Source organism: Methanosarcina siciliae T4/M (genome assembly GCF_000970085.1).
Lineage (GTDB): Archaea > Halobacteriota > Methanosarcinia > Methanosarcinales > Methanosarcinaceae > Methanosarcina > Methanosarcina siciliae.
This window is the reverse complement of the sequence record NZ_CP009506.1, coordinates 2,777,580-2,797,751: the sequence shown is the minus strand read 5'-3', so window position 1 is coordinate 2,797,751 and position 20,172 is coordinate 2,777,580. Positions and strand designations below refer to the sequence as shown.

Sequence of the window (20,172 nt, the reverse complement as noted above, 5' to 3'; positions counted from 1 at the left end):
AAAACAGGATGTGAAGTTACTGATTTTTAATTTTCCTCAACCTATATGCGTGGAAGTTCGGAACAGAACAGGGAAGTTGACCTGTATGAATTTGGAAAACGAAAGTAGGAAGTAAAAATTGGGGGTAAGAAAGATTGGGGGATATAAATACTAATTCAAATACTGGTTTAACACCAGCCAAAATTTTAATTTACAGCACTGCAGCAATTTTCCTTACACTCGGTATGAAGGCGATTTCGACTGTACTTGTACCGGTTTTTTTCGCTCTCTTTGCCTTTCTAATCTTTGCCCCTCTGGTTCGCTGGCTCATCAGAAAAGGGGTTCCCGGGACAGCTAGCGTTTTTATGGTAATCCTTTTTTTCATTTTTGCTTTTTTTGGAACCGCTGTTCTGTTCGTAAGCTCTTTAATCCAGCTAAGTGACCAGATTCCGGACTATCAAATCCAGTCGCAGATTATTCTGAACAGTATTTCGGCATATTTGCCCAAAGTTGGATACTCCGTTGATGAGGTACTGCAAGGTCTTGCAGCATTTGCCTTCAATGTGTCCGGGGAAATTATTACAGGAGCTTTAAGTGCCGGCTCAACAATTGTGCTCATTGTTGTCACGACAACTTTTTTACTTCTGGATGCTGCAGGTGTACCAGATAGGGTGCAAAAAGAAGCTGGAGATCAACAAACCCCGCTTTCGAAGTTTGCCGAATTAAGCAGAACCGTCATAAATTACATGCTCCTGAGAACTGAAACCAACTTGCTTGGGGGCATTGGAGTTGCCATCATTTTCCTTCTCGGAGGTATAGATTTTGCTCTCCTCTGGGGTCTCCTGTTCTTCCTTTTCGGTTACATCCCTTATCTTGGCTTTTATATGGCCACTATTCCACCTATGCTCCTTGGCCTGTTCAAATACGGGCTTATAGGGGCAGTAGCTGTCCTTGCCATCGCCACTATTATCAATGCACTTGTGGAAAATGTCGTTTTCCCGTCTATTGCAGGAAAGGGTTTGAAATTATCTCCGACGATTGTATTCCTTTCTTTGTTTTACTGGTCCTTCATACTTGGAGCTGCAGGTGCGCTGATTGCCGTACCTCTCACAATGGTTGTAAAAATAGTTCTGGAAAGTTCCGAGGATACACGCTTGATAGCTAAACTGATGGAATCAAGTGGGACCAGAGATCAGGTGGAGGAAAAAGAAGACGAAAATGGAGCCTGAGATCTCAACCCCTTGCAACCGGATTCATGGGTGCTGCTCCGAACCCCTGATCCGAAAACAATTGATTGCCCGATTCTATCTTTTTTATAGAGTTATTGATTTCCACCGTATATCTCCCTCTAATAAAACCTCCTTTTTGTTCAAAAGAGATAGAACCTTCAAAACAAAAACAAGATTCTGCGAAAGCAAACATGTGTGAAGAGATATATATTACAAAATAGCATTTATTAAAAGGAAATACGATAGATAGTCCGTCAGGACTACACATCAAGAAACCTAAATAAGTGGGGAATAATATCTATGGGAAAAGAAGAAAAATCAAAAGTCTATAACATTGTGGCGCTTTGCTTTGACGGACAGAAAAAAGCAGAAGAAATCCTCAAGGAAGTAAAGTCTGAAGGCAAACTGGACAATTATGAAATTGTCGCACAGGCAGTAGTCGAACATGACGAAAAAGGAAAGGTACACATCCACGAACCGGGAAGGGGAGTTCTCGGTGCGGCAATCGGAGCGGTTGGCGGCGGAGTTCTGGCTCTCATAGGGGGGCCCGCAGGCGTGCTGGCCTGGGTCGTAGGCGGAGCTGTGATCGGTGGCGTTGCCGGGAAATACCTCGGGCGCCCAATCAAGAAAGGTAACTTAGAAGAACTCGGGAATGCCCTGAAACCCGACAGTTCGGCTCTCCTGCTCTTGCTCGAAAACATTTACAGCGAAAGGGTCATCAACAGCATGAGCAGTTACAATGCCAATGTGGTGACGTTGACTGTGGGAGACGAGCTTTCAGGAGAGATTGCGGCCTTTGCAGCCGGGGAAGTTGAAAAGCCTCCGGCACAGTGAAACAACTGCTACTTTAGACATAACTGTCCTTGAAGGCACACTAGCCATATTCATTCTGGAAAAGAGCATGAATTGAAGGCGACTTTCGGAGCTGACCTGCTCTTTGGTTAGGGGTAAAGAGCAGCAGTTCCACAGGTTGCCCTTTTGTATCCTCTTTGCCGTGCTGCATATCACCTCCAATGTGCTCATCCGGCTCTCTATTCCCTCCGGTCCGCCGGCGGTTCTGGTTGGAGGAGCAAGCAAAGACCGTAGCCGGGGCCTGAGCATAGTGCCATTCGCCGGGATCGCCTTCCTGTGGTTCATCGGTGTGATGCGCGACCACATAGGACAGTTAGAGGACCGTTTCTTTTCGAGCGTGTTCATTGGCAGCGGATTGCTGTACCTGGGGCTACACTTTTTGTCGCGGCGGCATTGGCGGGCGGGCTCCTGACCAGATATGCTCTTGAACCGGACTTGGTGATTACCGGCGGCGTATACACCTTTAGTAGGAAGCTGATGTTTACCATCACCAATGTCTATTCCATTCGCATGGCAGGCGTATTCATAATCTCGTTGGGCACCATCGCGTTTCGCACCCGCATCATGCCGCGCTGACTGACCTTTTTAACCTATTCGGTGGCGCACGCTCATCTTACTGGTGACTATCAGCTTCAGTTACTGGGTGCCGCTTCTCTTTCCTGCATGGGTGCCGGTCATCAGCCTCCACATCATGATTATGAATCTGCACAAAAAAGCCGCGGGCGATGGATCAGCCTTGCCATGATGTTCGCCGCCGGCACCTTTTTTCTGTTGACCCTGGCCATCGACTCCATCCTGTGTTGGGCGCAGGATAACAAACTTGCGTTTTTGTATCTGCTCAATTTTATATAAATTTAGTATTATATGTAGATTGCCAATGCTGCTGAGACCGTTTTTCGAGTACTGAATTCCGGAGAAGAGTAAAAGGGAAAGATAGCCACCGGAAATGTAGGAAATTTCACGGCTTATCCGGATAGTCTTACCCCTTCAGTGAAGAATGGGGAAACAGGGAAAAGGTAAACAGAATGTGAGCAGCAGAGGAAGAGAAAGAAGGGAAGAAAAGATGATCTTCAAAGGGGGAAAATAAATGGCTGAAGTAATGTATGGACCTATGCAGATGTTAGTTATTGCATTCGAAGACCCGAAATTTCACGGCCAGATCCGCCGCGAACTTGAGTCAGTCATGGAAAAAGGGATTATCCGGCTCATTGACCTGCTGTTCGTATGGAAAGACAATGATGGAAATGTTACCTCTCTGGAAGCAACACAGCTGAACGAAAAAGAGAGAATGCGTTTCGGAGCCGTAGTAGGCGGACTCCTGGGCTTTGGAGCCGGAGGTGTGGAGGGAGCAAAGATAGGCATGGAAGAAGGAGCTCTGGCAGCAGCCCAGGAAAACTACGGAATTACCGAAGGAGATATTATGGAAGTAACCGATGCAATCCCGGAAGGCACCGCCGCTGCTATCCTCATCATCGAACACCTCTGGGCAAAACAACTAAAACAGGCGCTCCGGGATTCAAGAGGGGTACTTATCTCTCAGGGAATGCTCACCCCAGGACTGCTGATGTTAGTTGGAGATGAGCTGGCAGAAGCTGTTAACTTCGCTGAAGAAGAACAAAAATCTCACGAAGCAGCTGCTGCAGTCTGAAAGGCCGCGAAGAAACGGAAAGTTTCCGGGAATTGGTTGCATGGCAAAAACAACGATTTCTGAATAAAGTAAAGTGTAGGGAGGGAAGTGGAAACAGTTCCTTCATTCTTATTTTATACATTTTCTTAAGGCTCAATGCTATATTTTATTTAGATCCCATTTTTGTTTAGATTCCATTTTTATTTAGATCCCATATCAATTACGTAAGTTCTTTGTCCGTTTCAGTCCTGTCGGGTACGAATACTATAACCCGGCTGCTGGCTGGGACAACTACAGAATGATCGGGTTCGGTGCACAGAAGTTCATCCCGCTCAAACCTGACAGAGCTGATAAACTTGCCATGCTCGTTCTTGACAGTGATGACAAGTACACCCTCAGAACCGGGGAAATCCTCGATCTCGGGGAAGGCTATATCCTCGAAGCAAAGCAGGTCGATGTTGACGGTGAGAAAGTCTGGCTCGAATCGCCAGGGACGGAGAATACGTAGATGACGAAATCATTTCAGTCGCGACGGACGGCAACACTACCGGCAGCACCCGGGATGTGGAACTTGATGACATTGAAGACGAAGACGATGTCGTTGTTTTCAGAGTCCATGTCAACCAGGTCTTCCAGGGCGCAGTAGACAGCATTGCCCAGATCGAAGAGCTCTGACTCATTGACTACGCAAACGCAACGACCATAGAGTCGGATGACAAATTTGGTAAGCTCGACGATGTTTCAATCCAGGGCTACCCCCTTACCATCAGCAATGAAGATAACTTCGCCCTTTCCATGGGATCCGAAGAGGAAATCGGCCAGGGAATGTTCTTCAATACAGAAGAAACAAATAAATTCCGAGTGAAGGGTTTTCCTCACCCTTTTCTCTTTCAAATTCTTTTTATTTAGCCTGCTCTTTTTTAATTCCGTTTTCTTGTTCCTGTTTCCGGAATTTTTTGATCTTATGTGCATTTTTATATGTGCTCGAGTTTATATAAACTGGATTTTATATGTAGCATTGCTGATGCTGTCGAAACTGTTTTTCGGATGCTGAATTCCGGAGAGGGGGAAAAGGGGAAGATAGCCGCGGAGATGCGGGAGATTTCACGGCTTATCCGGACAGCCTTTGCCCCCTTTAATGAGGAATGGGAAACAGAGAAAAGGTTAACGGAAGGCGGGCAGCAGAGGAAGAAGAAAAAGAGGAAAAAGAAAAAGAGAAAGAGAAAGAAAAAGAACTTCAACAGGGGGAAAACAAATGGCAGAAGTAATGTATGGACCTATGCAGCTCTTAGTAATAGTATTTGATAATCCGGATTTCCACGGCCAGATCAGGCGTGAACTTGGGTCAATCATGGAAAAGGGAATTATCAGGCTCATTGACCTGCTGTTCGTGTGGAAAGACGAAAATGGAAGCATCAAGTATATGGAAGCTTCTCAGCTGGACAAAGAGGAGAGAATGCATTTCGGAGCCGTAGTAGGCGGACTCCTGGGCTTTGGAGCCGGAGGTGTGGAGGGAGCCGAGATAGGCATGGAAGAAGGAGCAATGGCAGCAGCCCAGGAAAACTACGGAATTACCGAAGAAGATATTCTGGAAGTAACCGATGCAATCCCGGAAGGCACCGCCGCTGCTATTCTTATCATCGAACATCTCTGGGCAAAAGAACTCAAGCAGGCGATCAAAGATGCGGGAGGAGTACTTGTTTCCCAGGGCATGCTCACCCCCGAGCTGCTGGCTTTAGTAGGACAGGAACTGTCAGAAGCAGTTAACTTCGCTGAAGAAGAACAAAAATCCCAAGAAGCAACTGCTGCAGCCTGAAAAGCTATAAGGAAACGGAAGAAACTCGAGAAATGATATAGAGAGAAATAAACTCTCCAAATAAGAGATTGCTCGCCTTCAGTTCACATAATCTCTGCGCTGTCCGAAATCACAATAAAAATCCGAAATCATAATAAAAAAATGGAGAAGATCGGATTTCCATTTTTCTATCTTTAAATTCAAGGAAAAACAAGGTGAAAATTGCTTATTTTTTCCAAAGTTACTAATTTTTTCTTTATTTTCATCAACCTGATCAGGGAAATCAGACGACGAGTGAGTGGACTATCAGGGAGATTCGGACTTAAAAAGGCAGGCAAGAAAGAATATACCTGAAGCTTTCGTTATACCTGAAAGCTTCTGGTGCAGGGACCGTCGGAGATTGGGGAGGAATATAATGGTTGAGATTGAACAGGTGCTTCCCCTTGGTGGAATCCTCCTGAGACTTGCCGTTATTCTGTTGCTGACAATGGGAGCAATAATAGTAAGCCGGTTAATCCTGAAGCACCTTCTCTGGCCGATGATCAAAAAGACAGAAACAAAAGCTGATGACCGGATTCTCCGCCTTCTGGAAAGCCTTCTGATGCTTTTCATCGTGCTGTGGGGTCTGAAAGCCATAGTAAAGTTGTTCAGTGAATCCAGGTTCTATGCAGGACTCGTGGATGACTTCTTCTTCCTTCTCTGCTGGTGTATAGGAGTCTACTTTATTTTTCGCCTCATATCCATTGCTTCAAACTGGTATCTCTCCCGGGTGCCCCTGAAAGATAGGGAAGAGATCGACCAGCGAATTATCCGCACCCTACAATACATATTTTTTCTGGTTTTCGGTTTTCTGGCCATAATTGTGCTTCTTGAACATTTCGGGATCACAGGAGCCGCATTTACCGCGTCCCTTACTGCCCTGGGTATCGGAGGAATCATAATTGGTCTTGCAGCCCAGGCGACGCTTGCGGATATAATTACAGGGATCGTGCTGCTAATCGACCGCCCCTTCAGGATCGGAGACCGCATTCGTATAGAAAAACTCGATACCTGGGGAGATGTTATAGAAATCGGATGGCGGTCGACTCGCATCCTCACCAGGGATAACCGACTGGTAGTAATCCCAAACTCCATTATCGGGGTGGATCTTGTCACGAATTATTCCATACCCGGCAGGATGTTCCGTGTTGAGACCGATGTAGTTGTATCCTACGGTCCTGATATCGAGTATGTACGAAACCTGATTATTGAGGCTATGAAGCAGGAAACCTGGATCATGCACGAACAACCGATACAGGCTCTCTTACTCGAGTTTACCGGATCAGGAGTGAGGTTCAAAGCCAGGTGCTGGATCGAAAACTACGTGGAAACCAGAGTTTCAGAGGACAGGCTCAACACGGCAATATATAAAGCCCTGATAAACGCGAATATATTAATGCCTTCTTCCGACATCATTGTTCATTTTGCGGATCGGGATAAGGAGCTGAAAATTTCCAGGCAGGGCAAAGATACAGGTGATTCCTGATTAATCAGTTAATCTATTCCGGTGGCCGGAGGACGCTTTCCTTTTTATTCCCCTGACCCGCGTGCGACCTGGACCGGGCCGCCAGCCGGATATAAAGGGCCCAACAAAACGACACCGCAATTAAGAGAAACAATACATTGGAGAAATGCCCATGGGCTGAAAGAATACTTTTCTTTATCCCTGGAACGGCTTTTCAATTCATAGGTACATTGGGCGCCTCTACCAGCCTGTCTGGAAGCCCTGCAAAAAAGCAGAAAAAGCAAAAGAAATAGGTTATCGATTCCCTGATCACTTTTACATGAAGCAAAACTCGGGTGCCAAATGCAATTCTGCTGGGCCAGAAAACATCATAACTTAGCCATTTTTTTCAAAATAAAGGAACAATCCATTTCAGCAGACCTAACAAAATAAATCAACATGCATAGGATAATATGTATAAAAGAAGAATTATATAAAGCGAACTAGTGAACATCGAGCTTGGGGATAGTGGTCTCGAAGGTTCCTCTGGGGTTAACAACATCAAAATTTACCGGCAGATACCTGACAGGCAGGTTTAGGGAATAATGAAAAACACCTGACGAATTTCAAGCCTTCAGGTTCAAGCCGATAATAACCAGAATTTAAATGGAATTCATCTCGCCCTGAATAGCTCTGGCTATGCAGGATATTGATATCTGTTGACTGTGTGAACTTACATGGGAACAAACCGTAAAAAGTATACTGCGGATTTCCCTGTTAGAAGCTATACTACCTTGACCCCGGCACAAAACGGTTTGTGGACTTTGAGTAGACTTTCCGGCTACTTATGCTGCTAAGACAGCAGAAAATGTGTAAGTCGTGAAAGAAGACATGTTGCCCCGGCTGTTTCAAGATTTGAAAAACGGTAGTGGAGATGACAGTTTCCCCTCTCCGGCGGGCTGGCATCAAAACACAGGTTTACATCAAAAAACAAGGACCAGCAAAATATCTGAAATAAAAGGAGGTCATGAATATAGCAACTCTAACCGTTTTAAAATTTGACACCCCTGGCGGTGCAGAACACGCACTCCAAGTGATAGAGGATTTGAGCAAGCAACAGCTGATCACCCTGCAGGACGCGGCAATCGTTTCCTGGCCTATGGGCAAAAAGAAACCAAAAACGAAGCAGTTAACCAGCATGACCGGGGTAGGCGCGCTTAGTGGAGCTTTCTGGGGCATGCTATTCGGCCTGATCTTCCTGGTTCCGATCTTCGGGATGGTCGTCGGGGCAGCTATCGGTGCGCTGTCCGCCTCCTTTGCCGATGTGGGGATCAGTGATGATTTCATCAAGTCTGTCCGCAGTAAAGTTACCGAAGGCACCTCTGCCCTCTTTCTACTTACCAGCGATGCCGTGCAGGATAAGGTAGTCGAAGCTACAAGGGGAATGAAGTTCGAACTCATCGCTTCCAACCTGTCAAAGGAAGAAGAAGACAAACTACGCGAAGTATTCGCCGAAGAAGAAGAAGCAGCAGCTCCAGCACACTGAAATTTGACTGGAAAACCATCTTCCGGAAATTAAAAATATTTCCTGAAATTGCTGAAAAAGTAAAAACAGTGATTCTTGCAAGAGATTCTTGAATAAAATGAATGGGGAAAAGGAGAAAACGTCAATTCCTTCCCCCGTTTCTATTTTTGAGTATTTTTTCAGGTTTATTTTTTTGTATTTTCGGAAAATCCAAGTCTGAGAGGAGGAGAAATGCCATTAAAAGAATACAAACCCGGAACCGCCTTCCCCGGAGTAATAGGCCGGACGGCAGACCAGTCCGAATCAGCCTGGCCTGAACCCCGGAGAGCTAAAGAAGGCGCTCCAAATGTCCTGTTTATTGTGCTGGACGACACCGGCTTCGGACAGCTCGGCTGTTACGGCTCACCCATTAATACACCCAATCTGGACAGCCTGGCAGAAGGAGGGCTTGTTTATAACAATATGCACACAACGGCCCTGTGTTCTCCCACCCGCACCTGTATCCTGACAGGGCGAAACCATCATTCGAACAACATGGCCTGCATCACCGAGGGTTCAACAGGCTATCCCGGCTACAACGGGTACATACCTTTTGAAAATGGGTTTCTGTCAGAGATGCTTCTGGAACACGGTTACAATACCTATGCCGTCGGCAAGTGGCATCTGACACCAGCAGACCAGATCGCGTCAGCAGGGCCCTATGGCCGCTGGCCTTTAGGAAGAGGGTTTGAGCGCTATTACGGCTTTTTAGGAGGCGAAACCCACCAGTATTATCCTGAGCTGGTTTACGACAACCATCCCGTAAGCCCTCCCAAAACTCCCGAGGAAGGCTATACCCTGAACGAGGACCTGGCAGACAGGGCTATCCAGTTCATTGCCGACTCCAAACAGGTCGCTCCCAACAAGCCTTTTTTCATGTACTTCTGCCCCGGAGCCATGCATGCTCCTCACCACGTTCCTAAGGAATGGGCGGACAAATACAAAGGCAAGTTCGAAGACGGCTGGGAGGCTTACCGGGAAAAAACATTTGCCCGACAGAAAGAGCTGGGGATCGTCCCAAAAGACGCAAAAATCTCCCGCCACGACCCGGATGTCAAGCCCTGGGGAGAATGTTCGCCTGAAGAGCAGAAGCTCTATGCCCGCATGATGGAGGTTTTTGCCGGTTTCCTTGAGCATACCGATTACCATATTGGAAGGCTGCTGCAGTTCCTGAAAGACATGGGAGAATTTGAAAACACCCTGATCATGGTGATTTCCGACAACGGTGCAAGTTCCGAAGGCGGGCCCACTGGCTCGGTCAACGAAAATTTGTTTTTCAACAACGTGCCCGAATCACTCGAAGAGAACCTTACCCGGCTTGATAAACTTGGAGGCCCGGAGACCTTCAACCACTATGCCTGGGGCTGGACATGGGCAGGAGATACTCCCTTCCGCCGCTGGAAACGAGAAACGTACCGCGGAGGCGTCAGCGATCCCTTTATTGTCCACTGGCCCGGAGGGATCAGTGCCAGAGGCGAGGTCCGCACACAGTACGCCCACGCTATCGATATGGTTCCTACGATCCTGGAATGCCTGGGGATTGAGCCTCTGACGGTTATCAAAGGTGTAACACAGTCGCCCATTGAAGGTGTAAGTTTTGCACATACCCTGGGAAATGCAAATGCCCCTTCCAGACACCACACCCAGTATTTCGAGATGATGGGGCACCGTTCCCTGTATCACGACGGCTGGCGTGCAGTGTGTCCCTGGCCGGGTCCTTCTTTCACTGAAGCAGGAAAACCCTTCGGCGAACCGATTTCGGCAGAAAAGTTAACCGAGCTGGATGCAACAGGCTGGGAACTTTACAATGTTCAGAAGGATTGGACAGAGAACGAGAATGTGGCTGCAGAAAACCGGCCGAAGTTGATCGAGATGATTGCCACCTGGTATGCAGAGGCAGGGAAATATAATGTGTTACCTATCGATGCCCGGGGAGTGCTGCGCCTTGCTGATGAGCGGCCGCAAATAGCAGTGGATCGAACGCGTTACACTTATTATCCCGGAACCCAGGCGATTCCAGCAAATGCAGCAGTTAGTGTGCTCAACCGCCCGCATAGCATCACAGCCGATGTGGAAATCCCTGTCGGAGGCGCTGAAGGGGTTCTGCTTGCCCATGGGGGTATTGACGCCGGATATTCGTTCTATATGAAAGGCGGAAAACTGCACTGGGTACACAACTACGTAGCAAGGGCTCTTTATCATGTCGAATCCGGTGAAAAGGTGCCTGAGGGTCGGCATAAACTCCGTTTCGAGTTCGAGGTGACCGGGGAGCCGGATGTTGCCAGCGGAAAAGGCGCACCTGGAAGGGCTCAGCTCTATATAGACGGGAACCTGGTCGGGCAGGCTGAGGTTCCGGTAACGACCCCACTTATGCTTGGACTAACGAGCGGGGTTACCTGCGGCTCGGCTCCCGGGGCTCCGGTCACACCCGACTACCGGCCTCCCTTTGAGTTTACGGGCAAAATCTACAGCGTGACCGTGGATGTGAGCGGCAAACTGATCGAGGATAAGGAAGTTGGGATGCGGATGGTCATGGCGCGGCAATAAGCAGCTTAACTATCCACTAAACCGATATCTGTGCGGCTCTGGTGATACAGTAAAGATAGGACAAAGGCCTGGCGGTCCGGTAACTGCCAGATCTATCATGGGGGATAAATCATCACGTACAAAGGTTCTCAAAGCGAATTTTCCAGAAGTGCACCGTACTGGCTGCGCCGTGCAGGTGTGGCTAGCTGGCTCTTCCTTGGCATCATGCTCGCCGCCAGTACAGTCCTCAGCGTCATTGCAACAGTGAGCAGTATCACCGTCCCGTTGCTCATCGCAGTGGTGATAGGCATCGTCTTTCGGCCGCTAGTGGACATACTGGAGCGGCGGCGTGTTCCCCGAAATATCGGCACGGTACTGACCATGCTGTTTATATTTCTGGGTGTTGCCGCCCTGTTCGTTATCCTGGTAAAAGGTTTCATTGACCAGGGAGCCGAAATCGTCCTCCAGCTCGAAGCCGGATGGGCAAGCCTGCAGGCCTGGTTGCTGCAGTTCCAGGTCAAAGAGGAAACCCTCAATTCCATCAGCACCGCATTCTCGAATTCCCTGCCTGCACTGGGTCAGGGCATTATCGGGCTTTTCAGCAGCACATTTTCGAGTGCTATAGCGCTCCTGATCGGGATCTATTTCAGCGTTTTCATCCTTTTTTTCATCCTGCGGGACGGGCCCGAAATAGAGGTCTGGCTGGCACGGCAGTTCAACCTAAAACCCGGGACAGGTGCTGCTATCGTTGCCGACGTCAGCCGTTCCATACGCCTCTATTTCCGGGGAACTGCGATCACTGCGGCGATCACTGCGATCGTGGTGGTCATTCCCCTGATCATCCTCAAGGTGCCCCTTATAGGCTCGATTCTCATCCTGTACTTTTTTACTTCATTCATCCCCTACATAGGCGCCTTCATTGGCGGGGCTTTTGCCGTAATTATCGCCTTTGGTTCCGGGGGGCCGGAAACCGCACTGATTATTGCGGTGGCTGTGACCATATCCAACGGAGCGCTTCAGAATGCCATAAATACCTGGGCTCTGGGGACAACTCTTAAGATTCACCCGCTGGTTGTGTTCCTGGTTACGATCGCATCCGGTGTTGTCGGCGGATTCCTGGCCATGATACTGGCAGTGCCGCTGACTGCAGTTGTGATACAGACGGTGCACCGCTTACGCGAGGAAGGGGTTTTCGCGGAGAAGTAAAGAGCCGAGGGCACAGGACAGAAGGAGAATTTCAAATGACCGAAAATACAGGCAGACCTTACGAAATCCGAATAATGGCCCGAATAATTGTCCGGATCATGGAGCTCAAATTCAACCCGGAAATCCGGGCTCAGGGAGGCACTGCTAAATGACAAAATCGCTGCCCCTCCGAATCCATGTGCTGGCAAAGCCTACAGGGGCTATCTGCAACCTCGCCTGCTCCTACTGCTTCTTCCTGGACAAAGAGCTGCTCTATCCGGGCAGCAGGTTCCGTATGTCAGATGAAGTGCTGGAAAACTACGTCCGGCAGCTGATTGCAGCCCACAGTAGCCCGCAGGTGACCGTTGCCTGGCAGGGGGGGGAACCCACCCTGATGGGAATCAACTTTTACCGGCGTGCCATCGAACTGCAGGAAAAGTACAAAAAACCGGGCATGACGTTCGAAAATACGATGCAGACCAACGGCACGCTGCTGGACGACGAATGGTGCCGCTTCTTTAAGGAAAACAATTTTCTCATCGGGATCAGCATCGACGGCCCCCGGGAACTGCATGATGCCTACCGGGTGGACAAAAAAGGGGAGGGGAGCTTCGATAGGGTCATGGAAGGGCTGCGCCTCCTGCAAAAAAATGGCGTGGAATATAATGTCCTGACAACAGTAAACAGGGCTAATGCCGATTATCCGCTGGAGGTCTATCGTTTCCTGCGGGATGAAGCAAAGACCGACTGGATTCAGTTTATTCCGGTAGTAGAGCGAATCAATGAGGGGGGATATACCCTTTACCAGAAGGGAGACACGGTCTCGGACCGTTCGGTACATCCGGAAAAGTTCGGAACTTTCCTGAGCCGCATTTTCGACGAGTGGGTTAGAAATGATGTGGGGAAGGTCTTCGTGCAGACTTTTGAAGCTTCTGCACGCCGATGGCTGGGGCTGCCTTCAGGAATGTGCGTTTTTGAAGAAACATGCGGGATGGGGCTTGCCCTGGAACACAACGGAGACCTCTACTCCTGCGACCATTTTGTGGAGCCGGACTATCTGCTGGGAAATATTATGGAAAAAGAGATAGGCGAGCTTGCCGCTTCGGAAAAGCAGTACATGTTCGGACAGGAAAAAAGGGCCGCTCTCCCGCAGGTATGCCGGGAATGCGAGGTGCTCTTTGCCTGCAGGGGGGAATGCCCTAAAAACCGCTTCCTTACTACTTCTTCCGGGGAATCCGGCCTGAACTACCTCTGTGAGGGCTGGAAAGCTTTCTTCCGGCACATAGATTTCCCGATGCAGGTCCTTGCAGGCCTGATACGCAGGGGCTACCCGGCCGCAGAGGTGATGCGGGTCCTGGCTCTGGAAGAGGCTTTTGAAAGGGCAGGTCGAAACGATCTCTGTCCCTGCGGCAGCGGGCTCAAGTTCAAACGCTGTCACGGTCAGCAGAAAGATCGACTGAAAAAAAAAGTAAGAATTTAAGGACGCTCGGGGCACAACCACGGCCCTGATCTATGTGTTTCCTGAAGAAACAACGTGAAGAGAAGGATAAATCCAGATAAATTTCTTCAAACTTGGATACCGCTTAAAAGCGCTAATCCAGAATCTCAACCAATCTATTATGGGGGTTAAGAATGACAGAAAAGAAACCGAATATACTGGTCATCTGGGGAGATGACATTGGCATTAGTAATCTCAGTTGCTACAGCGACGGCCTGATGGGCTACGGAACACCGAACATTGACAGGATAGCTAACGAAGGTATCAGGTTTACGGACTCTTACGGGGAGCAGAGCTGTACTGCCGGAAGAGCTTCGTTTATCACCGGGCAGAGTGCCTTCCGTACGGGACTGAGTAAAGTGGGCATGCCCGGAGCAAAGGTGGGACTTCAGCCTGAAGACCCTACAATTGCCGAACTGCTGAAACCGCTGGGTTATGCCACCGGTCAGTTTGGAAAGAACCATCTCGGGGACCGGGACGAATACCTGCCCACCAACCATGGTTTTGACGAGTTCTTTGGCAACCTTTATCATTTGAATGCTGAAGAAGAACCTGAAAAACGCGATTATCCACCTGAAAAAGACTTTCCTAATTTCCGGAAGAACTATGGCCCCAGGGGGGTAATCCATAGCTATGCCGACGGCCGCATCGAGGATACGGGCCCGTTGACAAAAAAACGGATGGAAGAAGTAGACCAGGAATTTCTGGATGCAGCCATCGGTTTTATCAAACGTCAGCATGAAGCGGAAAAGCCGTTCTTTGTCTGGTTCAATACCACAAGAATGCATTTCAGGACGCACATCCCGGACAGGATACGGGGACAGTCGGGGCGATGGCAATCCGCGTACCATGATGCCATGATCGAGCATGATCGGCAGATAGGCGTGCTTCTCGACCTGCTGGACGAAATAGGCATCGCTGACGATACCATTGTCATCTACAGCACGGACAACGGACCACATATGAACTCCTGGCCCGATGCAGCTATGACACCGTTCCGCAACGAGAAAGATTCCTGCTGGGAAGGAGCTTTCCGTGTTCCTGAGTTAATACGCTGGCCCGGTAAGATTCCGGCAGGTACAGTTTCTAACGAGATTGTGAGCCATATAGACTGGTTGCCTACTGTGCTTGCCGCAGCAGGAGAAACGGATATTAAAGAGAAGCTTAAAAAAGGCCACAAAGCAGGAGACAAAACTTTCAAGGTGCATCTTGACGGTTATAACCTGCTCCCTTACCTGACCGGGAAGGAAAAAAAATCTCCCAGGAATGATTTCTTTTACTTCTCTGACGACGGAGACCTTATGGCTATAAGGTACGACAACTGGAAACTGGTCTTTTTGGAGCAACGCGCCACCGGCACGCTCCTTATCTGGGCAGAACCTTTTGTCCCGCTGCGTGTACCGAAAATATTCAATCTGCGTACCGACCCGTATGAAAGAGCAGATCGGACATCCAATACTTACTACGACTGGATGCTCGACCATGCCTTCCTGCTGGTGCCTGCCCAGGGTGTAGTAGGAGACTTCCTGGCAACGTTTGAAGAGTTTCCTCCACGCCAGAAAGCAGCAAGCTTTACAGTGGACCGGGTAATGGAAAAGCTTTTGCAGGGAATCGGGAGCACTTGAAGGTTTAAGTCCTCTATATGAACATTCTACTCCTTCAATGTAATCTCAGTAAAATGAGTAGACTGTTCTCATACGGGACCAAAAACAAATTTTCAGGATGAAATTAAAAACCGGTTAGTGCCTATCGGGGTTCCCGGAAGTCTCTCAGAATCCGAGCCTTGCCCCGGTTTCTGCATAGATTGCGGGCCATCGGTTGAAGAGGCGCTGTTTCTCAAGTACTCAACCGATGGCCCGATAATAGAATGCGGAGTCTGTGAGTTGGTGCAATTGGTTGTTCACCAGGTGTCGTTTTTAAAGGGAATCGGGTATGAAGATAAAATCCGCTGCAATTAATTGCTCGTGGGTGTCACTCTTCCGCCGGCTTCCAAAACGAACCGACTTCCGATCTAACAGCGGCTGGAAAGGGGAGTGAAACGCTCGTACAGGACGTCGGGTGGACGATAGTGTCGCAGGTATCCCATACGAGGAATCCCAAATCGGCAGGGTAAGCTTCAGCCTTTACCAGCGAGTGTACATTCCGGCACTTTACTTTCACCACCGCTGAGGGAGGTGGATTTCATGACTTCATCTGAAATAAAGTAAGAGGAATTGACAATGTCCGAAATTCTCTCGTTGTGGAACGAAACACCAGCTAAGAAAGCAATCATCAATTACGTAAACGCCGTCATAAATCCTGAAAGCGCTGATTTTGTGCCGGAAGCCGAGCGAATTGCCATCCTGGACAACGATGGAACCATGTGGGTTGAGAAGCCCATGTATGTTCAGCTTTTCTTTGTCATAGACCGGCTGAAACAGATGGCTGAGGCAGACCCTGCGCTCCTGGACCAGCCACACTTTAAGGCAGCGGCAACGGACGACCTGACCTACTTTTTCAGGCTTGATCCTCATGCTGGCGGCGATTTTAAAGAGCTGATGAAGACCGTCTTTGATTCTCATGCCGGCATGTCTCAGGACGATTTCATGCTTATGGCTAAAGAGTTCCTGGAGACTGCCAAACATCCCCGTTTTGGCATGCTGTACAAAGATCTGACATACAAGCCGATGGTTGAGCTCGCGCACTACCTGGCCGATAACGGCTTTAAGGTCTTCCTGGCGTCCGGTGGCGGTATGAGCTTCTTGCGTACAGTCTCGGAGGAGATCTACAGCATCCCAAAAGAGCGGGTTATCGGCAGCAACATCTCATTTGAGACCCGGATGACTGATGAGGGACCGGTAATTTTTCGCAAGAAAGGCCTGGTCGATCCTATTGACGACGGAGCAGGCAAGCCGGTCAATATCGAGCTGCATATTGGCCGCAAGCCCATTCTGGCTGCCGGCAATTCGGATGGAGATCTGCATATGCTGTGGCTTGCACAGAAAAGCGGTCAAAACTCTCTATCGTTGTTGCTCCGCCATGATGACGCAAAGCGCGAGTATGCCTACGATGAGGGAAGTGAGAAGACGCTGCAGATGGTAAAGGAACGGGACTGGATCGTGATCAGCATGAAGGATGATTGGAAGAAAGTGTTCTGAGATGTTTCGTGAGAGCGGACTGAAAGCAGAAAAATGGGGGAGTCTCAAAGGGGGATCAGGTACAGTCAAAAGATTGAGCCTGTATAAAATCTGGGACTCGATGAATAATATTACAGGTTCCGAAAGAATGGGGGGCAATAATACCTGAATTGATAGAATACAAGCCCGGAAAACCTTTTCCTGGCGTTATCGGAAGGACACTTGACGAATCCTCAACTGCCTGGCCCAGGCCGACAAGGGACGGAGAAGGTGCACCAAATGTGATATTTTTTATTCTGGACGACGTGGGTTACGGGCAGATATCAGTTTTAGGGGGAATCTGCGAAACGCCCAACCTGGAAAGGCTGGCAAACCGGGCCCTGCGCTATACCAACATGCAGACCACAGCGCTCTGTTCTCCTACTCGGGGCTGTGAACTGACAGGCAGGAACCACCATACTCTGGGGCTCTCCGCCATCACCGAACTTTCCATGGGCTACAGGAGAACTGATCAAAGACGATGAAGCGGACCTGAAGCGGATGATGACGGAACAGTAAATTTGTGATATCATTCCGGATTACCAGTTCCGCCTGGGATTGCAGCGGCTTTAGAGCCACCGATATCAAAGTGTTCGAGACGGCAAAGGAAAGCCAAACTATTTCTCACAAGGTGAGAGGGGAATCTGCTTATGAAAGTTGTGAAATTTATTGCCAGAATGAGATACTTTGTACTGATTCCCGTCATCGGGCTGGCAATTACTGCCTGTGTTTTGTTTATTAAAGGCGGCGTAGATCTGGTTCTCTTTATGGGTGAACTGGTTACCGGAATGACAGATGTAAACCCGGAGGTGAACATAATTGTTGAAATTGTGGAGACAGTACATCTCTTCCTGGTCGGTACGGTACTCTTCGTGACCTCTATCGGGCTCTACCAGCTGTTTATTCAGCCGCTCCCTTTACCAGGCTGGCTGGAGATAAATGACATTGAGGAACTGGAACTGAACCTGGTGGGGCTTACCGTTGTCGTGCTGGGGGTTAACTTCCTGGGCGTTATTTTTAAACCCCCGGAAACAAACCTGGCTGTCTATGGAATAGGATATGCCTTACCTATCGCAGCCCTTGCTTACTTCATTAAGGTACGTTCATACGTAAAGGACGGTCAGGAAGGAAGTTTGAAAGACAGGAGCGAAGCGGATTCCACAAACAACAAATCAAACATGTTATCACACGAAAAGAAAGATTAAACCCGGAATTATCAATTATCCCCTTCTCTCTTTATGGTTTGTTTTCCGCATACTACCGGGCAAATCATCATAACTTTGCCCGGGAACCGGTATCTTTTATTGTCGGATCGGAGAAGACAAAGGTGCATACATCACGAAAACCCCGGCCTGTTTCACTGGTAATACTTGCAGTCTGGCTGGTTGTCGTAGTGGGAATAGGCCTGCTGCAGGTCGGGGGGCAGCCCACGCAGCTTGATGAATTGATAAATTTTTAATCAGCGGTAGCTCTTCAGCAGATTTTCTAGGAAAAACCAGACCTTCTCAATCGAGGGGATAAAGATCCTTTCAGCCGGAGTATGAGGGTCTTTGATGGTAGGCCCGAAGGAAATCATTTCGATACACTCGCATTTTGAACCTATTACCCCGCACTCGAGCCCTGCGTGCACAACCCTGATTTTCGGCTCTTTCCCGAAAGCCTCCGCATAAGCCTGCCTGCACTTCGTAAGCAGCCCGGAACGGAGGTCCGGTTCCCAGGCAGGGTATCCGTATTCATGTTCGGCCCGTGCTCCTGCAAGTTTTGCAACTGTTTCCACCTTTCCTGTGATTTCATCCAGTCTTGACATAACAGAACTGCGCTGGCTCGAGAGGATCTTGACCTCATCTTCTCTCGTCCTTACTATTGCCAGGTTATTTGAGGTCTCAACAAGTCCGGGGATAGTGTCTGAGAGCCTGTAGACCCCATGTGGCAACCCGAGGAGCACCCCGAGAAGCCTCTCCTCCGTCCCTGCCGAAAAGACCCTTGCTGCAGGCAATTCTTTTCTTTTAACCTTACCTCCGGCGGTCTCAAAGATAACTCTGTTCTCAACCTCTTTAAGTTCAAGAGTGATTTCAGGATCGGATTCCGCATACTCCTCCATGAGCGTTTGCTGAAACCCGGAGATAAAGGCTTCTGCCTCCTCTTTCTTACTCCTGGGAAGGGCAAGAAATGCCTCTGCATAGTTCGGAATTGCATTATGGACATTCCCGCCGCTGAAGAAGACAAGCCTGAGGTTTTTTTGTCCGGTTTTTTCCTTAAGGCTTACCAGCAGCCTTGCAAGCAACTGAATCCCATTTGCCCGCTGTCTGTGAATCTCAACCCCTGAGTGTCCTCCTTCAAGCCCTTCAATAGAGAGCCTGAAGAGCCCGAACCCGCCTTCTTTTCCATAGTCAAACGGCTCCCATTCAACAGGCAGGGTAACCCGGGAATTCTGCCCTCCTGCACACCCGACTATAAGTTCGCCCTCATCCTCCGAATCCAGGTTCAGCAGAATTCTGCCTTCAAAAAAACCTTCGTCAAGCCCGCTGGCTCCTGTCAGCCCGGTTTCTTCATCAACCGTAAAAAGAAGTTCGAGAGGAGGATGCTCTATCTCTCCTATTTTTCCGGCTTCTGCCAGCGCCATTCCGATTGCAAGTGCGATCCCGTTGTCCGCACCTATTGAAGTCCCATCTCCCTTCAACCAGTCCCCGTCATACACACACCTGATAGGGTCCCTGGAAAAGTCATGTTTGGAGTCTTTGCTCTTCTCACAGACCATGTCCATGTGCCCCTGCAGCACAATTCCGGGAGAATTTTCATACCCCGGAGTAGCCGGGACTTTGATGAGGACATTCTTTACTGCATCGGTTTTTACCTCAAAGCCTCTGGATCTGCCCCATTCCTGCAGCCAGAGGGAAAGCTTTTCTTCGTGCTTCGAACAGCGCGGGATTTTGTTGATCTCCTCGAAAATTTCAAGGATTTGCCGGGTTTTCGGGTGCATGGTAATCAACTCAGACTGTTTGTGCGGATCTTGTGCGGATATTATAAGGCTTCTATCAGGGTCTTGTGAAGACCGTATGAGGACTTTACAAGGATCGGCAGCGGTGTTGGAGACACTAAAACCAACCGAAATATGTCATTCAATAGAGATAAACAGAAATAAAAACACAAAAGGAGGTTAAAAAGTTGTTCTCTTCTTAAATATTCCCCTGAAAATTAAGGTATTAGATTTCTTCTTTAATGCATACCTGAAAAATAAGGAGTTAAACTTCGCGGTTAATTTTCATGACTAAATTTCCT

The 20,172-nt window shown here is 48.7% G+C and carries 20 protein-coding genes and 1 pseudogene; 18 read left to right on the top strand and 3 right to left on the bottom strand.

What is annotated here, in order from left to right:
* Positions 1–134: 134 nt before the first annotated feature.
* A complete protein-coding gene (locus MSSIT_RS11905; protein WP_048172622.1) occupies positions 135–1,208 on the top strand; it encodes an AI-2E family transporter in 1,074 nt (357 codons plus the stop codon).
* 300 nt (positions 1,209–1,508) lie between these two features.
* Positions 1,509–2,042, top strand: coding sequence for a DUF1269 domain-containing protein (locus MSSIT_RS11900; RefSeq protein WP_048172621.1), 534 nt, complete (start codon positions 1,509–1,511; stop codon positions 2,040–2,042).
* 40 nt (positions 2,043–2,082) lie between these two features.
* Here the strand turns inward: MSSIT_RS11900 and MSSIT_RS23270 are convergent, their stop codons facing one another.
* Positions 2,083–2,364 carry a hypothetical protein gene (locus tag MSSIT_RS23270; RefSeq protein WP_048172619.1) on the bottom strand — a complete coding sequence of 94 codons (282 nt, stop codon included), beginning with the start codon at positions 2,362–2,364 and terminating at the stop codon, positions 2,083–2,085.
* Between the two features lie 293 nt (positions 2,365–2,657).
* Between MSSIT_RS23270 and MSSIT_RS23265 the strand changes: the two genes are divergently transcribed.
* The 3 genes and pseudogenes from MSSIT_RS23265 (at position 2,658) to MSSIT_RS25720 (ending at position 4,362) form a co-directional block, all read left to right on the top strand.
* A complete protein-coding gene (locus MSSIT_RS23265) occupies positions 2,658–2,912 on the top strand; it encodes a hypothetical protein (RefSeq protein WP_148705497.1) in 255 nt (84 codons plus the stop codon).
* Between the two features lie 235 nt (positions 2,913–3,147).
* Complete coding sequence (locus MSSIT_RS11885; RefSeq protein ID WP_048172614.1) at positions 3,148–3,708, top strand: DUF1269 domain-containing protein; 561 nt, start codon at positions 3,148–3,150, stop codon at positions 3,706–3,708.
* A gap of 277 nt (positions 3,709–3,985) precedes the next feature.
* Positions 3,986–4,362, top strand: a pseudogene (locus tag MSSIT_RS25720) (S-layer protein domain-containing protein).
* 66 nt (positions 4,363–4,428) lie between these two features.
* Here MSSIT_RS25720 and MSSIT_RS24800 read toward each other — a convergent pair.
* A complete protein-coding gene (locus MSSIT_RS24800) occupies positions 4,429–4,581 on the bottom strand; it encodes a hypothetical protein (protein WP_231589782.1) in 153 nt (50 codons plus the stop codon).
* Positions 4,582–4,734: 153 nt separating this feature from the next.
* Here MSSIT_RS24800 and MSSIT_RS24140 point away from each other — a divergent pair, with 153 nt between their 5' ends.
* From MSSIT_RS24140 to MSSIT_RS25340, 13 genes are all read left to right on the top strand, one after another.
* A complete protein-coding gene (locus tag MSSIT_RS24140; RefSeq protein WP_197080265.1) occupies positions 4,735–4,992 on the top strand; it encodes a hypothetical protein in 258 nt (85 codons plus the stop codon).
* Entirely contained in the window at positions 4,943–5,503 is a 561-nt protein-coding gene (locus MSSIT_RS11870; RefSeq protein ID WP_048172609.1) for a DUF1269 domain-containing protein, read from the top strand. Before MSSIT_RS24140 ends, MSSIT_RS11870 begins: the two co-directional genes overlap by 50 nt.
* 394 nt (positions 5,504–5,897) lie before the next feature.
* A complete protein-coding gene (locus MSSIT_RS11865) occupies positions 5,898–7,007 on the top strand; it encodes a mechanosensitive ion channel family protein (protein ID WP_048174739.1) in 1,110 nt (369 codons plus the stop codon).
* 1,156 nt (positions 7,008–8,163) lie between these two features.
* Positions 8,164–8,511 (top strand): DUF1269 domain-containing protein, encoded by a 348-nt coding sequence (locus tag MSSIT_RS11860; RefSeq protein WP_231589781.1) that lies wholly within the window; start codon positions 8,164–8,166, stop codon positions 8,509–8,511.
* 210 nt (positions 8,512–8,721) lie between these two features.
* The gene (locus tag MSSIT_RS11855; protein WP_048172607.1) at positions 8,722–11,076 is read left to right on the top strand and encodes an arylsulfatase; all 2,355 of its coding nucleotides are present in this window, start codon (positions 8,722–8,724) and stop codon (positions 11,074–11,076) included.
* Between the two features lie 177 nt (positions 11,077–11,253).
* Positions 11,254–12,261, top strand: coding sequence for an AI-2E family transporter (locus tag MSSIT_RS11850; RefSeq protein ID WP_148705500.1), 1,008 nt, complete (start codon positions 11,254–11,256; stop codon positions 12,259–12,261).
* Positions 12,262–12,409: 148 nt separating this feature from the next.
* On the top strand, positions 12,410–13,720 hold the full coding sequence (locus MSSIT_RS11845) for an anaerobic sulfatase maturase (protein WP_048172603.1): 1,311 nt from the start codon (positions 12,410–12,412) through the stop codon (positions 13,718–13,720).
* A gap of 152 nt (positions 13,721–13,872) precedes the next feature.
* Positions 13,873–15,363, top strand: a complete 1,491-nt coding sequence (locus MSSIT_RS11840; protein ID WP_048172601.1) for an arylsulfatase — start codon at positions 13,873–13,875, stop codon at positions 15,361–15,363.
* Between the two features lie 117 nt (positions 15,364–15,480).
* Positions 15,481–15,696 carry a hypothetical protein gene (locus MSSIT_RS23255; protein ID WP_148705503.1) on the top strand — a complete coding sequence of 72 codons (216 nt, stop codon included), beginning with the start codon at positions 15,481–15,483 and terminating at the stop codon, positions 15,694–15,696.
* A gap of 261 nt (positions 15,697–15,957) precedes the next feature.
* On the top strand, positions 15,958–16,875 hold the full coding sequence (locus MSSIT_RS11835; protein WP_048172599.1) for an HAD family hydrolase: 918 nt from the start codon (positions 15,958–15,960) through the stop codon (positions 16,873–16,875).
* Positions 16,876–17,024: 149 nt separating this feature from the next.
* On the top strand, positions 17,025–17,378 hold the full coding sequence (locus MSSIT_RS11830; RefSeq protein ID WP_048172597.1) for a sulfatase-like hydrolase/transferase: 354 nt from the start codon (positions 17,025–17,027) through the stop codon (positions 17,376–17,378).
* 165 nt (positions 17,379–17,543) lie between these two features.
* Positions 17,544–18,098, top strand: a complete 555-nt coding sequence (locus MSSIT_RS11825; protein WP_048172595.1) for a YqhA family protein — start codon at positions 17,544–17,546, stop codon at positions 18,096–18,098.
* Between the two features lie 122 nt (positions 18,099–18,220).
* Entirely contained in the window at positions 18,221–18,352 is a 132-nt protein-coding gene (locus MSSIT_RS25340) for a hypothetical protein (RefSeq protein ID WP_269430787.1), read from the top strand.
* Here the strand turns inward: MSSIT_RS25340 and pepD are convergent, their stop codons facing one another.
* Entirely contained in the window at positions 18,353–19,873 is a 1,521-nt protein-coding gene (gene pepD / locus MSSIT_RS11815) for a beta-Ala-His dipeptidase (protein ID WP_048172592.1), read from the bottom strand.
* Between the last annotated feature and the right edge of the window lie 299 nt (positions 19,874–20,172).

Coding starts and splice junctions, on each gene's coding strand:
- MSSIT_RS11900 (WP_048172621.1), top strand. CDS start 1,509: ATGGGAAAAGAAGAAAAATCAAAAGTCTATAACATTGTGGCGCTTTGC.
- MSSIT_RS11840 (WP_048172601.1), top strand. CDS start 13,873: ATGACAGAAAAGAAACCGAATATACTGGTCATCTGGGGAGATGACATT.
- MSSIT_RS24140 (WP_197080265.1), top strand. CDS start 4,735: ATGCTGAATTCCGGAGAGGGGGAAAAGGGGAAGATAGCCGCGGAGATG.
- MSSIT_RS11865 (WP_048174739.1), top strand. CDS start 5,898: ATGGTTGAGATTGAACAGGTGCTTCCCCTTGGTGGAATCCTCCTGAGA.
- MSSIT_RS11835 (WP_048172599.1), top strand. CDS start 15,958: ATGTCCGAAATTCTCTCGTTGTGGAACGAAACACCAGCTAAGAAAGCA.
- MSSIT_RS11860 (WP_231589781.1), top strand. CDS start 8,164: ATGACCGGGGTAGGCGCGCTTAGTGGAGCTTTCTGGGGCATGCTATTC.
- MSSIT_RS11870 (WP_048172609.1), top strand. CDS start 4,943: ATGGCAGAAGTAATGTATGGACCTATGCAGCTCTTAGTAATAGTATTT.
- MSSIT_RS11825 (WP_048172595.1), top strand. CDS start 17,544: ATGAAAGTTGTGAAATTTATTGCCAGAATGAGATACTTTGTACTGATT.
- MSSIT_RS11845 (WP_048172603.1), top strand. CDS start 12,410: ATGACAAAATCGCTGCCCCTCCGAATCCATGTGCTGGCAAAGCCTACA.
- MSSIT_RS11855 (WP_048172607.1), top strand. CDS start 8,722: ATGCCATTAAAAGAATACAAACCCGGAACCGCCTTCCCCGGAGTAATA.
- pepD (WP_048172592.1), bottom strand. CDS start 19,873: ATGCACCCGAAAACCCGGCAAATCCTTGAAATTTTCGAGGAGATCAAC.
- MSSIT_RS11885 (WP_048172614.1), top strand. CDS start 3,148: ATGGCTGAAGTAATGTATGGACCTATGCAGATGTTAGTTATTGCATTC.